Genomic DNA, 14,149 nt, shown 5'->3' with positions numbered 1-14,149 from the left:
GAAAACCTCCTGGGCGTGAAAGGAGCTGCCGTGACGGTCTTGAATCGCATGGACACGCTCGCTTGTGACGTGAGTGGTATGACCGACCGCATCAGCGATTCGCCGCTGGGCTACGTCGGGGTCGACGGTGACCAACAGTGGGCCGCAGAAGTTCGCCGGTTGGCGCGGTTACGAGGAGCTATGCTCCTGGCGCACAACTACCAGCTGCCGGCCATCCAAGACGTAGCCGACCATGTGGGGGACTCGCTGGCGCTGTCGCGCATCGCCGCCGAGGTGCCCGAAGGCGCCATCGTGTTCTGCGGGGTGCACTTCATGGCCGAGACCGCGAAAGTCCTGAGCCCGAACAAGACGGTATTGATTCCCGATCAACGAGCCGGCTGTTCATTGGCCGACTCCATTAGTCCCGACGAATTGCGGGCCTGGAAAGCCGAGCACCCGGGTGCTGTCGTTGTCTCTTACGTCAATACCACCGCGGAAGTGAAAGGGCTCACCGACATTTGCTGCACCTCGTCGAACGCCGTCGACGTGGTCGCGTCTATCGATCCGGACCGCGAGGTGCTGTTCTGCCCCGACCAGTTCCTGGGCGCCCACGTGCGTCGCGAGACCGGCCGCGAAAACCTGCACGTCTGGGCCGGTGAATGTCATGTGCACGCCGGGATCAACGGCGATGAACTCAGTGAGCAAGCTCGCGCCAACCCCGATGCTGAACTCTTTGTGCACCCCGAGTGTGGGTGCGCCACCTCTGCGCTCTACCTGGCCGGAGAAGGTGCCGTCCCCGCGGAGCGGGTAAAGATCCTGTCCACCGGCGGGATGCTCGACGCGGCGCACGAGACCCGCGCGCGCAAGGTGCTGGTGGCCACCGAGGTCGGGATGCTCCATCAACTGCGCCGGGCCGCACCGCAGGTCGACTTCCAAGCGGTTAACGACCGGGCGTCATGCAAGTACATGAAGATGATCACTCCCGCAGCCCTGCTGCGTTGCCTGGTCGAAGGGGCCGACGAAGTTCATGTCGATCCCGACGTGGCGGCAGCGGGCCGGCTCAGTGTCCAGCGGATGATCGAAATCGGCCAGCCCGGTGGTGGCGAATGAGGACGAGTCCCACTTGGCGGGATGCGGCCGACGTCGTCGTAATCGGCACCGGTGTGGCCGGTCTGGCCGCCGCACTGTCCGCTCATCGTGCTGGCCGCAGCGTCGTCCTGCTCAACAAGGCCGCCGACACCGTTGGAGCCACCGCAACCCACTACGCGCAGGGCGGCATAGCGGTGGTACTGCCGGGTGGCGACGATTCGGTCGATGCGCACGTGGCCGACACCGTGACCGCGGGTGCCGGGCTGTGCGATCTCGAAGCCGTGTACTCGATCGTCGCTGACGGGTTCCGCGCGGTGACCGACCTGGTCGGCGATGGTGCGAAGTTCGACGAAACATCAACCGGTCGTTGGGCTCTCACGCGTGAAGGTGGGCACTCGCGGCGGCGCATCGTGCATGCCGGAGGCGACGCGACCGGTGCCGAAGTCCAGCGCGCACTCGATCAAGCCGCTGGTTTGCTGGACATCCGCGCCAGCCACGTGGCGCTGCGAATACTGCACGACGACACCGCGGTAACGGGAGTGTTGGTGCTCAACCCGAACGGTGTGGGCATCATCAGCGCGCCGTCGGTGATCTTGGCCACCGGTGGGCTGGGGCAGTTGTACAGCGCGACCACCAACCCCGATGGCGCCACCGGTGACGGAATCGCGCTGGCGCTATGGGCCGGCGTCACGGTCAGCGATCTCGAATTCATCCAATTCCACCCGACCATGCTGTTCGACGGGAGCAGTGGTGGCCGTCGTCCGCTGATCACCGAGGCAATTCGCGGCGAAGGCGCGATATTGCTTGACCGGCAGGGCCGGTCGATTACCGCCGGTGTTCACCCGCTGGGAGGCTTGGCGCCTCGTGATGTGGTGGCGGCGGCCATTGACGCGCGGATGAAGGCCAACGGAGATCCATGCGCCTACCTGGACGCGCGCAGCATCAAGGGTTTCGAGTCGCGGTTCCCGACCGTCACCGCATCGTGTCGGGCGGCTGGCATCGATCCCGTTCGGCAGCCGATACCGGTGGTCCCGGGAGCCCATTACAGCTGCGGCGGCGTCATTACCGATGTGTACGGAAACACCGAGCTGCCAGGCTTGTTCGCGGCAGGTGAGGTGGCCCGCACCGGCATGCACGGCGCCAACCGGCTGGCGTCCAACAGCTTGCTCGAAGGGCTGGTGGTCGGTGGCCGGGCCGGCAAGGGCGCGGCCGCGCATGCGGCGGCCGCCGGGCTTGCGCACGCGACGATGCCCGAGCCGATTGCGCATACCGCGCCCCGCCGTGATGACCTGCAGCGGGCGATGAGTCGGGACGCGTCGGTGGTTCGCGATGCGGCGGGGTTGCACCGGCTGGCCGAGATGCTGGACGGGCCGACTCGTGGCATTGCCGACCGCAATGATTTCGAAGACGTGGCCCTGGCGCTCGCCGCCCGCGTCGTGGGTGCTGGCGCCCTGGCGCGCAACGAAAGTCGCGGTTGCCACCACCGCGCCGAGTACCCGGACGTGGTGCCCGAGCAGGGACGCGGCATCGTGGTCCGATTGGCTGGCGACCAGGACACGGTTTGTGTGGAGGCGTTGGCGGCGGTGGGTTGATGACGCTTACCGATCAAGAACGCGACGCGGCGCGCGAGACCATTCGGCGCGGCCTCGACGAGGACCTCCGCTACGGGCCCGATGTCACCACGATCGCGACGGTGCCGGCTGATGCGACCGCGACGGCGTCAATGGTTCCCCGGGAGGCCGGAGTGATCGCCGGGGTGGACGTCGCGCTGATGGTGCTCGATGAGGTCATCGGTAAAGACGGCTATCAGGTGCTCGGCCGTGTCGACGATGGCGCCCGGTTGCAGACCGGCGAGCCGGTGCTGACGATCCGGGCGCAAACGCGAGGTCTGCTGACCGCCGAACGCACCATGTTGAACCTGGTCTGCCACTTGTCGGGGATCGCGACGGCAACGGCAGCCTGGGTAGAGGCGGTGGACGGAACGAAGGCCAAGATTCGCGACACCCGCAAAACCCTGCCCGGCCTACGGGCCTTGCAGAAGTACGCGGTTCGCGTTGGCGGCGGAGTCAACCACCGGCTCGGTCTCGGCGATGCCGCGCTGATCAAAGACAATCATGTCGCCGCCGCCGGATCGGTGCTTGAAGCATTGCGGGCCGTGCGGGCTGCGGCGCCCGATCTGCCCTGTGAAGTCGAGGTTGACTCCCTCGAACAGCTTGACGAGGTACTGCCCGAGAAGCCCGAACTGATCCTGCTGGACAATTTCCCGGTTTGGCAGACCCAGACGGCGGTGCAGCGGCGGGATTCGCGAGCACCCACCGTCTTGCTCGAGTCCTCGGGCGGGCTCAGCCTTGACACCGCGGCGACCTATGCGGCGACAGGTGTGGACTACCTCGCAGTCGGTGCGCTGACCCATTCGGTGCGGGTGCTCGACATCGGTTTGGACATGTGAGCCCTGGCTGACGGGATCATCCGCGCGCCGACGCTGCCGTTGCTGTGGCAGCGTGCGGGCCTCAGGCGATATCCGCGACGAATACTCCGATGCGGCGCAATTGCACACGCGCCATCATCGGCAGCTCATCGCTTTGGGAGCCGGCCGGCAGAATTCGCGGATTGACGATGTGCACCTGACGGCGGGCAAAGAAAACATCGGCTTCGCCCGCGGCCAGAACGTTTTTCACCAAGTCGGTTTTTCCGTGATGCAGCGCAATGGCCAACACATTGCCCTTGCGGTACACCGTCACGATTGTCTTGTACGGTTTGCCGGATTTGCGGCCCTGGTGGGTGATAGTGGCCGTACCCGGAAGGTAGCGCGCAATGGGTTTGAGTGCGGGATTGATGTATTTGATCTGGAAACGCTCGAACCAGGGCGGGAACACCATCGGCACGCCGGGAGCGTTGTTCGGGTGGTCCTTTGCCGACATGTTGGCTCCCTTTCGCAAGTGCGTACCTGGGCGGCTCTACCGGCACTGTACCGGTCGGAATTCGACTTGAGTTGCTCTGGGACAATGGTTGGCGTGAGTACACCGCGTTCACTGTTGGCCCGTGTTGACCTACGGGGAGCAGAGTTGACTGCCGCCGGGTTGCGGGCCGCTCTACCGCGTGGCGGAGCCGACGTGGAGGCGGTCTTGCCGAAGGTCCGGCCGATTGTGGCGGCGGTGGCCGAACGCGGGGCGCAGGCCGCGCTGGAATTCTGTGAGTCGTTCGACGGGGTGCGGCCCGCGGCCGTCCGGGTGCCCCAGGCCGCGCTGGCAGCGGCGCTGGACGAGCTCAGCCCAGACGTTCGCGACGCGCTGCAGGTGATGATCGAGCGGACCCGGGCGGTGCACGCCGATCAGCGCCGAACCGATGTCGTCACGACGCTCGGCCCGGGAGCTACCGTGACCGAGCGTTGGATCCCCGTCGAGCGAGTCGGTTTGTACGTGCCGGGGGGCAACGCGGTCTACCCGTCCAGTGTGGTGATGAACGTGGTGCCCGCGCAGGCGGCGGGGGTGGATTCGCTCGTGGTCGCCAGCCCGCCCCAGGCCAGCCATGGCGGGCTGCCGCATCCGACCATTCTGGCCGCGGCCCGCCTGTTGGGAGTCGACGAGGTATGGGCGGTCGGAGGGGCACAGGCGGTTGCCTTGCTGGCCTATGGCGGCACCGACGTCGACGGTCACGAGTTGGCGCCGGTCGACATGATCACCGGGCCGGGCAACATCTACGTCACGGCCGCAAAGCGGCTGTGCCGTTCGCAGGTAGGCATTGACGCCGAAGCGGGGCCGACCGAAATCGCGATCCTGGCCGACCACACAGCCGACCCCGCACACGTTGCCGCGGATCTGATCAGTCAGGCCGAGCACGATGAGATGGCTGCCAGTGTGCTGGTTACCTCGAGTGAGCACCTCGCCGATGCCACCGATGCCGAACTGGCTGCTCAGTTGGCGACGACGGTGCATCACGAGCGAGTGACAACCGCGTTGGGGGGTCGCCAGTCGGCGATCATCTTGGTCGACGATCTCGATGCCGGCGTCAAGGTGGTGAATGCCTATGCGGCTGAGCACCTCGAGATCCAGACCGCAGACGCGCCACAAGTCGCCAGCAGGATACGTTCGGCTGGCGCCATCTTCGTTGGGTCGTGGGCGCCGGTGAGCCTCGGTGACTACTGCGCGGGGTCCAACCATGTGTTGCCGACCGCGGGATTTGCGCGGCATTCCAGCGGCCTGTCGGTGCAGACCTTCCTACGTGGCATCCACGTTGTCGACTACACCGAGGCGGCTCTCAAAGACGTGTCGGGGCATGTGCTTACCCTCGCCAAGGCCGAAGATCTGCCGGCGCACGGGGAAGCGGTAAGGCGGAGGTTCGAACGATGACCAGCGCGCCCCGGCCACGGCCCACCCTGGACGATCTGCCCTTGCGTGAGGATCTGCGTGGCAAATCGCCTTACGGAGCGCCACAACTGGCGGTTCCGGTACGTCTGAACACCAACGAGAACCCGCACCCGCCCACTCAGGCGCTCGTTGACGATGTGGTGCGTTCGGTGGGGGAGGCGGCGGTCGACTTGCACCGTTATCCCGACCGCGACGCCGTGGCCCTGCGTACCGACCTCGCTAATTACCTGACCGCCCAGACCGGTACCCGCATCGGCTTCGAGAACGTCTGGGCCGCAAACGGTTCCAACGAGATTCTGCAGCAACTTCTGCAGGCATTCGGCGGGCCGGGCCGCACCGCCATCGGTTTCGTCCCCTCGTACTCGATGCACCCGATCATCTCCGACGGCACTCACACGGAATGGGTCGAGACAGCCAGGGCCGATGGCTTTGGCCTTGACATCGACGCTGCCATCGCCGTCGTGTCCGACCGCAGACCGGATGTCGTATTCATTACCAGTCCCAACAACCCCACTGGACAGAGCGTTTCGCTGACGGAACTGCGCAGGCTGCTCGACGTGGTCCCGGGCATTCTGATTGTCGACGAGGCCTACGGCGAGTTTTCCTCGCAGCCCAGCGCGGTGGGATTGATCGAGGAGTACCCGACCCGGCTGGTCGTCACCCGCACCATGAGCAAGGCGTTCGCGTTCGCCGGCGGGCGGCTCGGCTACCTGGTGGCTACGCCGGCATTGATTGATGCCTTACTACTGGTGAGGCTGCCTTACCACTTGTCGTCGGTAACTCAGGTGGCAGCGCGAGCCGCGCTACGGCACGCCCAGGACACCCTGGGCAGTGTCGCGACGTTGATCGCCGAGCGTGAGCGTGTGTCAAAAAAGTTGGCCGGCATGGGCTTTAGGGTGATACCAAGCGATGCCAACTTTGTGTTGTTCGGCGAATTCGCCGATGCCCCGGCCGCCTGGCAGCGATACCTCGACCAGGGTGTCTTGATCCGTGACGTTGGGATACCCGGCTACTTGCGGGCAACTACCGGGCTGGCCGACGAAAACGATGCGTTTCTGCGGGCGAGTGCGCGGATTGCTGCCACCGACCTGGCCCCAGCTGCAGCAAGCCCCGTAGGAGCACCATGACAGCCACCGAAACAGGCACCGCCGTCCGTCGGGCGCGCATCGAGCGGCGCACCCGCGAATCCGACATCGTCATCGACCTGGATCTGGATGGCACCGGACAAGTCGACGTCGACACCGGTGTGCCGTTCTTCGACCACATGCTCACGGCGCTGGGCAGTCACGCCAGCTTTGATCTGACGGTGCGTACCAAGGGCGATGTTGAGATCGAGGCGCATCACACCGTCGAGGACACCGCGATTGCGCTGGGCCAGGCGCTCGGGCAGGCCCTGGGTGACAAGAAAGGCATCCGGCGGTTCGGAGACGCCTTCATTCCGATGGACGAGACACTGGCCCACGCCGCGGTGGACGTGTCCGGGCGCCCGTACTGTGTGCACACCGGAGAGCCGGATCACCTGCAGCACACCACTATTGCCGGGAATTCGGTGCCTTACCACACCGTGATCAACCGGCACGTGTTCGAGTCGCTGGCCATGAATGCCCGGATCGCGCTGCACGTTCGGGTGCTCTACGGTCGCGATCCACACCACATCACTGAAGCGCAGTACAAGGCTGTTGCCCGGGCGTTGCGCCAAGCCGTCGAGCCGGATCCTCGGGTATCGGGCGTGCCGTCCACCAAAGGCGTTCTATGAGTGGCACGCCGTGGCCAAAATCGGTGGTCGTGCTCGACTACGGTTCCGGCAATCTGCGGTCGGCGCAGCGCGCCTTGCAGCGGGTTGGTGCCGACACCGTCGTGACCGCCGACGAGAAGGCTGCGATGGCCGCGGACGGACTGGTGGTGCCGGGGGTTGGCGCGTTCGAGGCTTGTATGACCGGTCTGCGCAAGATCGGCGGTGAACGCATCATCGCCGCGCGGGTTGCCGCGGGGCGCCCGGTGCTCGGAGTCTGCGTCGGCATGCAGATTCTGTTCGCCCGCGGGGTGGAGTTCGGGGTGGAAACTCAGGGGTGTGGCCTGTGGCCGGGTGCCGTTACCCGGCTGGACGCCCCGGTGATCCCGCACATGGGCTGGAACGTCGTGACCGCTCCCGCGGACAGTGTGCTGTTCAAAGGCCTGGAGCCCAAGGCCCGGTTTTATTTCGTGCACTCCTATGCCGCGCAGCGCTGGGAAGGGTCGTCCGGAGCCCGATTGACATGGGCCACCCATCAGGTACCTTTCCTGGCCGCGGTCGAGGATGGCCCGCTGGCCGCAACCCAGTCCCACCCGGAGAAGAGCGGGGACGCCGGTGCGGCCGTACTGAGCAACTGGGTAGAAAACTTGTGAAGGAAGAGACTGTGCCATTGATATTGTTGCCCGCTGTCGACGTGGTCGAGGGTCGCGCCGTGCGATTGGTCCAAGGCAAGGCCGGCAGTGAAACGGAATACGGTTCGGCGCTGGATGCCGCGCTGGGTTGGCAGCGCGACGGCGCGGAGTGGATTCACCTGGTCGACCTCGACGCCGCATTCGGCAGAGGGAGCAACCGCGAACTACTCGCGGAGGTGGTGGGCAAACTCGACGTTGCGGTAGAGCTATCCGGGGGTATTCGCGACGACGACTCGCTGGCCGCGGCACTGGCAACCGGTTGCGCCAGGGTGAACCTGGGTACCGCGGCGCTGGAAAACCCACAATGGTGCGCCCGGATGATCGCCGAGCATGGTGAGAAGGTGGCGGTCGGACTCGACGTCCAAATCGTGGACGGCAAGCATCGACTGCGCGGCCGGGGGTGGGAAACCGACGGCGGTGATCTGTGGGAGGTGCTGCAGCGCCTGGATAGCGAAGGATGTTCACGCTACGTCGTCACCGACGTGACCAAAGATGGCACGTTGGCAGGCCCCAATCTCGAACTGCTGGCAGGTGTGGCCGGTCGTACCGAGGCGCCGGTGATCGCATCCGGCGGTGTTTCCAGCCTGGATGACTTACGTGCGATCGCAACCCTGACGGGCCAGGGGGTCGAGGGTGCCATCGTGGGTAAAGCGCTCTACGCCGGAAGGTTCACCTTGCCGCAGGCGCTGACCGCGGTACGGGAGTAGACCGCAATGGATTTGGCTGCACGGTTGGTCACCTTGGTTGAGCAGGCGTCGGCAATTTTGGATGCCGCGGTGCCGAGGTTCCTCGGCGGCCACCGTGCCGATTCGGCAGTTCCCAAGAAGGGCAACGACTTTGCCACAGAGGTGGATCTCGCGATTGAGCGACAAGTCGTTGCGGCGCTGGAAGCTGCTACCGGAATCGGGGTACACGGCGAAGAATTCGGTGGTACCGATGTGGATTCGCCCTGGGTTTGGGTGCTCGACCCGGTCGACGGCACTTTCAACTATGCCGCCGGCTCGCCGATGGCCGCTATATTGCTGGGCCTGCTGCACGAGGGTGAACCGGTGGCCGGCCTGACCTGGTTACCGTTCATCGGCGAGCGCTACACCGCGGTGGCAGGTGGCCCGTTGCTGAGAAATGGCCTCCCGCAGGCATCGCTGGCTCCCGCGAAGTTGTCGGAGAGCCTCATGGGTGTAGGCACATTCAGCGCCGACTCCCGGGGCCGTTTTCCGGGGCGTTATCGGCTTGCGGTGCTGGAGAACCTCAGCCGGGTGTCGTCGCGGTTGCGTATCCATGGGTCCACCGGCATCGACCTTGTTTATGTAGCCGACGGGATCCTAGGCGGTGCAATTAGTTTCGGTGGTCAGGTTTGGGATCATGCTGCGGGAGTCGCGCAGGTGCGGGCCGCGGGAGGCACCGTCACGACCTTGACCGGTGATCCGTGGACCCCAACCTCGCGTTCGGTGCTGGCCGCGGCGCCGGGAGTCCACGAAGAGATCCTTGAGATCGTGCGTAAGACAGGCGACCCGGAGGACTACTGATATGTACACGGATACCGGCCTTGCGGTGCGCGTCATCCCGTGCCTGGATGTTGACGCCGGACGGGTGGTCAAGGGGGTCAATTTCGAGAATCTGCGGGATGCGGGCGATCCTGTGGAGCTTGCGGCCGCATATGACGCCGAGGGAGCCGACGAACTTACCTTTCTCGACGTCACCGCGTCGTCGTCGGGCAGGGCCACCATGTTGGAAGTGGTGCGCCACACCGCGGAGCAAGTGTTCATTCCGCTCACGGTTGGCGGCGGGGTGCGTACCGTGGCTGATGTCGATCTATTGCTACGTGCGGGGGCCGACAAGGTTTCGGTGAACACGGCCGCGATCGCTCGCCCTGACCTGCTGGCCGACATGGCAACGCAATTCGGGTCCCAATGCATCGTGTTGTCCGTGGATGCGCGCAAGGTGCCGGTTGGCTCAGCCCCGACACCTTCGGGCTGGGAGGTCACTACTCACGGCGGCCGCCGCGGCACCGGTATCGATGCCGTGGAATGGGCCGCCCGCGGCGCCGACCTTGGAGTAGGGGAGATCTTGTTGAATTCCATGGATGCTGACGGCACCAAGGCGGGATTCGACCTGGCAATGTTGCGCGCGGTTCGCGCGGCGGTCACGGTTCCGGTGATCGCCAGCGGCGGCGCCGGGAACGTGGACCATTTTGCTCCCGCTGTTGCCGCCGGCGCTGACGCGGTATTGGCGGCCAGTGTCTTTCACTTCCGGGAGCTGACGATCGGCCAGGTCAAGGCCGCGATGGCCGCAGAAGGGATCACCGTGCGATGACTCTTGACCCAAACGTCGCCGCCCGCCTGAAGCGCAACGCCGACGGATTGTTCACCGCCGTGGTCCAGGAGCGTGGCAGCGGGGACGTGTTGATGGTCGCCTGGATGGATGACGATGCTTTGGATCGGACCTTGAAAACCCGTGAAGCAACCTACTATTCGCGATCTCGCGGCGAACAGTGGGTCAAGGGAGCGACCTCTGGACACACCCAGTATGTGCACTCCGTGCGGTTGGACTGCGACGGTGACACGGTGCTGCTCACCGTCGATCAGGTGGGTGGGGCCTGCCACACGGGTGACCACACCTGCTTCGACGCCACCGTGCTGCTTTGAACGGGGAAGGTGCCGCCGAGCCGAAACAGCAGCGGCCAGCCTTCCGACGAACAGTGAAGTGACGCACGGGAAGTGAAGGCCCGCCGGATCGGGCTGCCGCGACACATTCCGCGCGACCTGCATCAATCCGAAAGTAAATTGCCCTTTCTACCCTCCAGCGGAATCTCGCCCGCGATCTTGCCGATCACCCGTCCCGGCCAGGCATAAGGCTGGCTATGGCGAGCAAAGAGCCGCCCGTCGGTCTCGGCCCGCAATTCCGTCTCCTCGCCAAGCGGATCGATCACCGTGGCGACGAGATCGCCCTTGCGGACCAGATCTCCCAGCCGGCGGCGATAGGCGACGAGCCCCGTGACCGGCGAGCGCAGCTGCGCCATGGCCGTCAACGCCGTGGCGCGGCAGGACAAAGCCGGCTGCCCGCCCGGCCCATCGACAAAGCCGCGTCCGGCCAACATGCGCAGCAGCGCCATGGCTTGATCGGCGGCACGTTCGGGATCGACATCGTCATTGCAGCCCATTTCCAGCGTGGCGGCCAGGCAGGCCGGCGGAATGGGCAGACCGGGATGGTTCGCGGCCAGCGCCCACCACGGACCGGCGCAGGCCTCATCGAAGGGGCGACCGCCCGACACCTCTGCCAGAAGCACTGCTCGCGCATCGATCGCGGCGGCGATGTCCTTGGCCGCCGGCCATAGCGCCGGGCCGACATACATGTGCGGCTCAGCCTCGTTGTCGGCGTGAAGATCGAGCACGAGGTCGGCGTCATGGGCGAGCGTCAGCAATCTGTGGCGCAGCTGCGCCAAGGCTCCATCCGGGGGGATCGCCGCAAGCCGCGCGGACATCGCGGCCCGGATCGTTTCGACGTTCGCCGCCGCGTCCGGTCCCAGCGACAGGCTTGGAAGGTCTGACAGATCGGCATAGTTCCGGTTGAAGTTTTCCCCGGTGCCGCTTTCGAGCCGACCGAACAGGAAGCTGGTTTCGGTCTGTGTCAGGCCGATCGGGTTTGCCTGCGGCACCAGCAGGATTTCACCATGGACCGCGCCGCGAGCTTCCGCTTCGGCCAGATGCCCGGCCAGAATGCGCAAGACCAGCATGCCGGGCAACTCGTCGGCATGCAGGCCGGCCTGCAAATAGGCTTTCCTGCCCGTACCCGCCGCACCGAAGCTGAGCACAGTCAGTCGATGTGGCGAGCCCGGCAGTTCGTGGGTCTGGCGCAGCACGTTCTCACTCCGTCGGCGGAGCAGCCGGCTCACCGGTCGGAAGCACGAACACCTCTGTCTCGAAATAGGCCGCGCAGGCGGCATGCAGGCGATCGTTCAGCTTGCCTTCCGTCGCCAGCGCCCCTGCGATCAAACGATGACCGGGGGGCATGTCGCGCAGTTCGATTCCCTGCACATCGAGAAAGTTCGTCACGCCGGCCTCACCCAATTCCGGCAGCTCCATGGCGACCTCGATGACGGCGAGCGCCGAGGTGTAGCGCGGCCCTGCGGCGGCAATGACGGGGGCGTTTGCAGCCGCTTTCTCCGTATCGGAAAGCAGTGTGGTCAGGGTGGTCCCATCGAAATACATGTCTGTCCTTTCTATTGATTTTCATCCGTGCCGATCACGGATGCTTTCGATATCGAGATGGCCGGTGCCATCATCGTGTGAGCGATAGCGCAAGGCAATATGCGCTTCGTGTGTGGCACCGGGCGCGGTTACCGGGCCGGCATCGCCAACGCAATCCTTGATCAGTGCGCCCACCAGCGTGTCCAGCGCGGCGGCGGACGCGGTGGCCGGCGCCGCCCGGGTGACGGTCCCGGTCACCATATCGATGACATCCCCTGGACCGGCAAAACACAGCTTGGTGTCGGGTGCGATGAAATCGTCCCCAGCCAGCTCGGTCTTGAGCGGATCGAGCTCGACCAGGACGGCGCCGCGCGCGCCGATCGCGGTGAGTTGGGTGTTGTCGTGGTTGGCGATGACCCCGCTGTCTTCGAGAAGACCGAGTCCGAAGCGCACGCTTTCCTCGGCGCAGGCGACGGCGAGGCGGCCGAGACGAAGCGAGGACGACAGTTTCTGGTCGACGATGGCGGCGCCGAAAAACCCCAACCCTTCCTGGATCACCAATCCGTGCCGTCCCATATCCGAGGCGATGCCGAAGCGCAGCGCCTCGTAGGACGTGCCGCCTCCGATCATGAAACCGGACAGCGCCGAGGCGGCACCGCCGACCCCGACGATCATGGCGCCGGCGGCCCGCGCCCGCGCAATGGCGGTCAGCAGCGGCGTGACATCGCCACGGTAGAGCAAGGATTCCACCAGCCTGATCTGGTTACCGCCGGTCAGGATGATGGTGCGCAGGGCGGCGATCTGCTCGACCAACGCTTCCTCGCGCATCCGGCGATCAACATTGTCGATGGTGACGCGCAGATCGGTGGCCTCGACGCCGTGGCCGCGCAAGGCGCCGATGTACTCGCGCGCGGCCGCGTTGGGCTCGGCGGACGCGGCGGCAAGCACACCGACCGGCCCCTCACACTGCGCCGCCAGTTCCGCAAGCAGCGGACTGCCGCGGTCGAGTGGCGCCGAGCCCAGCATCATCATGCGCGCCTGCTGCCCCGACTTCATACCGTAGTCGCGGGACAGCGCCGCCCACCGGTTCTCCGCCAGTTGCGCCGCATTGAGCTGGCGGGTGCGCATGCTGGCCCGAAAATCCACCGCCGTCATGCGGAAATCACGCCCGGCTCCGGGAATGTAGGCGGCCGCACGGCCGCCCTGGCGGGATATTTCGACGCTGGTGGCGGCACCCGCCTTGGGCTCTATCGCGCGCGCCCGATCCGCCGGATAGGCCTCGGGGTCCCCCAACACCAGCCGCGCCGTGAGGTCGTAGAGGGTATAGGCGGCGAAGACGTTGCGAAGCGAGCGGGCGGGGGCCCGGTAGGCGATGTCGCGCTGGGTCACCGGCCGCTTGCTCGGACCGGGGAGGACCTCACCCGTTTCCAGGTCATAGCTGTCACCGTCGTCGGCATAGCTGAAACCGATGTTTTCGATCAGCTTGCGGCGGCGATCGACTTTCGCCTCCTGGAGATGGAGCACGAAGGCGCCATATTCGCCGATCACCCGCGCACTCGTGCCCTCGATGAACAACGCGGTGTTTTCGTCTATGCCGAAGCCGCGCTTGGCGCCGGACGCCTGCATGCCGACGACCAACCGGCCGAATCGGCCGCGTTTGATGAAATGCTGGTCGACCATGCCCCAGGGAAAGAAGCCGAGCCCCGGCTCCAGCAGCATTCCGGGCTCGTCCGGGTCATCGACGACACCGTAGGTCGCAGCTTCCAGCGATGTGCCGCCGGAAATCATCACATCGGACATCATGGCGGCCCCAGCACTCGACCCGGCGACCATCGCACCGTTGAGCTGCGCTGTGCGGATCGCCTTCAGCACCCGGCTTTCCGTGCCCTTCGGCGCCAGCGCCCCGGTGATCAGGGCCTGGTCGCCGCCGGTGAAATAGACGCTGCCATAGTCCTCGACGAGATCGGCGATCGCCGTGTCCTGCGCGGCCGCCACCGCCCCGGCGCCGTAAACCCCGGCCAGGGCGGCATCGAAACCATAGGCGCGAAACACACCGACCGCTTCGGCTCCGACCTCATCAGGCACCGACGAAGCCGTCGGGAA

At 65.8% G+C, this 14,149-nt stretch carries 15 protein-coding genes; 11 read left to right on the top strand and 4 right to left on the bottom strand.

The annotated features are described in order from the left end of the window. The first annotated feature begins 30 nt into the window (after positions 1 to 30). Genes nadA through nadC form a run of 3 tightly spaced genes read left to right on the top strand, consistent with a single transcriptional unit; the run spans position 31 to position 3,517 of the window. Positions 31 to 1,089, top strand: coding sequence for a quinolinate synthase NadA (gene nadA / locus MMSP_RS17480; RefSeq protein WP_036427378.1), 1,059 nt, complete (start codon positions 31 to 33; stop codon positions 1,087 to 1,089). Continuing rightward, the gene (locus MMSP_RS17475; protein ID WP_020787703.1) at positions 1,086 to 2,660 is read left to right on the top strand and encodes an L-aspartate oxidase; all 1,575 of its coding nucleotides are present in this window, start codon (positions 1,086 to 1,088) and stop codon (positions 2,658 to 2,660) included. Before nadA ends, MMSP_RS17475 begins: the two co-directional genes overlap by 4 nt. Continuing rightward, entirely contained in the window at positions 2,660 to 3,517 is an 858-nt protein-coding gene (gene nadC / locus MMSP_RS17470) for a carboxylating nicotinate-nucleotide diphosphorylase (RefSeq protein ID WP_020787702.1), read from the top strand. Before MMSP_RS17475 ends, nadC begins: the two co-directional genes overlap by 1 nt. A gap of 61 nt (positions 3,518 to 3,578) precedes the next feature. On the opposite strand, the gene MMSP_RS17465 is transcribed toward nadC, so the two are convergent. Further along, positions 3,579 to 3,989, bottom strand: coding sequence for a nitroreductase family deazaflavin-dependent oxidoreductase (locus tag MMSP_RS17465; protein WP_020787701.1), 411 nt, complete (start codon positions 3,987 to 3,989; stop codon positions 3,579 to 3,581). A 111-nt stretch (positions 3,990 to 4,100) separates the two neighbouring features. Between MMSP_RS17465 and hisD the strand changes: the two genes are divergently transcribed. The 8 genes from hisD to hisI are packed head-to-tail and all read left to right on the top strand — an operon-like array spanning position 4,101 to position 10,504. After that, positions 4,101 to 5,417: a histidinol dehydrogenase gene (hisD, locus tag MMSP_RS17460; RefSeq protein WP_086084713.1), complete on the top strand. Its 1,317-nt coding sequence runs from the start codon at positions 4,101 to 4,103 to the stop codon at positions 5,415 to 5,417. Next, positions 5,414 to 6,562 (top strand): histidinol-phosphate transaminase, encoded by a 1,149-nt coding sequence (locus MMSP_RS17455; protein WP_012394144.1) that lies wholly within the window; start codon positions 5,414 to 5,416, stop codon positions 6,560 to 6,562. The genes hisD and MMSP_RS17455 overlap by 4 nt, the downstream gene beginning before the upstream one ends. Then, positions 6,559 to 7,191 carry an imidazoleglycerol-phosphate dehydratase HisB gene (hisB, locus tag MMSP_RS17450; RefSeq protein WP_011739705.1) on the top strand — a complete coding sequence of 211 codons (633 nt, stop codon included), beginning with the start codon at positions 6,559 to 6,561 and terminating at the stop codon, positions 7,189 to 7,191. The genes MMSP_RS17455 and hisB overlap by 4 nt, the downstream gene beginning before the upstream one ends. Further along, a complete protein-coding gene (gene hisH / locus MMSP_RS17445) occupies positions 7,188 to 7,820 on the top strand; it encodes an imidazole glycerol phosphate synthase subunit HisH (protein ID WP_036426660.1) in 633 nt (210 codons plus the stop codon). Before hisB ends, hisH begins: the two co-directional genes overlap by 4 nt. A gap of 11 nt (positions 7,821 to 7,831) precedes the next feature. Continuing rightward, the gene (gene priA / locus MMSP_RS17440; protein ID WP_015356001.1) at positions 7,832 to 8,566 is read left to right on the top strand and encodes a bifunctional 1-(5-phosphoribosyl)-5-((5-phosphoribosylamino)methylideneamino)imidazole-4-carboxamide isomerase/phosphoribosylanthranilate isomerase PriA; all 735 of its coding nucleotides are present in this window, start codon (positions 7,832 to 7,834) and stop codon (positions 8,564 to 8,566) included. A gap of 6 nt (positions 8,567 to 8,572) precedes the next feature. Continuing rightward, positions 8,573 to 9,385 (top strand): inositol monophosphatase family protein, encoded by an 813-nt coding sequence (locus tag MMSP_RS17435; protein ID WP_012394147.1) that lies wholly within the window; start codon positions 8,573 to 8,575, stop codon positions 9,383 to 9,385. A gap of 1 nt (position 9,386) precedes the next feature. After that, a complete protein-coding gene (gene hisF, locus MMSP_RS17430) occupies positions 9,387 to 10,172 on the top strand; it encodes an imidazole glycerol phosphate synthase subunit HisF (RefSeq protein ID WP_015355999.1) in 786 nt (261 codons plus the stop codon). Beyond that, the gene (gene hisI / locus MMSP_RS17425; protein WP_011739710.1) at positions 10,169 to 10,504 is read left to right on the top strand and encodes a phosphoribosyl-AMP cyclohydrolase; all 336 of its coding nucleotides are present in this window, start codon (positions 10,169 to 10,171) and stop codon (positions 10,502 to 10,504) included. Before hisF ends, hisI begins: the two co-directional genes overlap by 4 nt. Before the next feature lie 122 nt (positions 10,505 to 10,626). Here hisI and MMSP_RS17420 read toward each other — a convergent pair whose 3' ends face one another. The 3 genes from MMSP_RS17420 to MMSP_RS17410 are packed head-to-tail and all read right to left on the bottom strand — an operon-like array spanning position 10,627 to position 14,131. Continuing rightward, complete coding sequence (locus MMSP_RS17420) at positions 10,627 to 11,718, bottom strand: succinylglutamate desuccinylase/aspartoacylase family protein (protein WP_015355998.1); 1,092 nt, start codon at positions 11,716 to 11,718, stop codon at positions 10,627 to 10,629. Positions 11,719 to 11,722: 4 nt separating this feature from the next. Next, positions 11,723 to 12,067 (bottom strand): hypothetical protein, encoded by a 345-nt coding sequence (locus tag MMSP_RS17415; protein WP_020787698.1) that lies wholly within the window; start codon positions 12,065 to 12,067, stop codon positions 11,723 to 11,725. Between the two features lie 21 nt (positions 12,068 to 12,088). Beyond that, entirely contained in the window at positions 12,089 to 14,131 is a 2,043-nt protein-coding gene (locus MMSP_RS17410) for a cyanophycinase (RefSeq protein WP_020787697.1), read from the bottom strand. Positions 14,132 to 14,149: the final 18 nt, after the last annotated feature.

This window comes from Mycobacterium sp. 012931 (assembly GCF_000419295.1).
GTDB lineage: Bacteria > Actinomycetota > Actinomycetes > Mycobacteriales > Mycobacteriaceae > Mycobacterium > Mycobacterium marinum.
This window is presented reverse-complemented; position numbering and strand designations above follow the sequence as displayed.

Excerpts from the sequence above, each read along its gene's own strand:
- nadC (WP_020787702.1), top strand. The coding sequence starts at position 2,660 with ATGACGCTTACCGATCAAGAACGCGACGCGGCGCGCGAGACCATTCGG.
- hisH (WP_036426660.1), top strand. The coding sequence starts at position 7,188 with ATGAGTGGCACGCCGTGGCCAAAATCGGTGGTCGTGCTCGACTACGGT.
- MMSP_RS17475 (WP_020787703.1), top strand. The coding sequence starts at position 1,086 with ATGAGGACGAGTCCCACTTGGCGGGATGCGGCCGACGTCGTCGTAATC.
- MMSP_RS17415 (WP_020787698.1), bottom strand. The coding sequence starts at position 12,067 with ATGTATTTCGATGGGACCACCCTGACCACACTGCTTTCCGATACGGAG.
- MMSP_RS17455 (WP_012394144.1), top strand. The coding sequence starts at position 5,414 with ATGACCAGCGCGCCCCGGCCACGGCCCACCCTGGACGATCTGCCCTTG.
- hisF (WP_015355999.1), top strand. The coding sequence starts at position 9,387 with ATGTACACGGATACCGGCCTTGCGGTGCGCGTCATCCCGTGCCTGGAT.
- hisB (WP_011739705.1), top strand. The coding sequence starts at position 6,559 with ATGACAGCCACCGAAACAGGCACCGCCGTCCGTCGGGCGCGCATCGAG.
- hisI (WP_011739710.1), top strand. The coding sequence starts at position 10,169 with ATGACTCTTGACCCAAACGTCGCCGCCCGCCTGAAGCGCAACGCCGAC.
- MMSP_RS17465 (WP_020787701.1), bottom strand. The coding sequence starts at position 3,989 with ATGTCGGCAAAGGACCACCCGAACAACGCTCCCGGCGTGCCGATGGTG.
- MMSP_RS17435 (WP_012394147.1), top strand. The coding sequence starts at position 8,573 with ATGGATTTGGCTGCACGGTTGGTCACCTTGGTTGAGCAGGCGTCGGCA.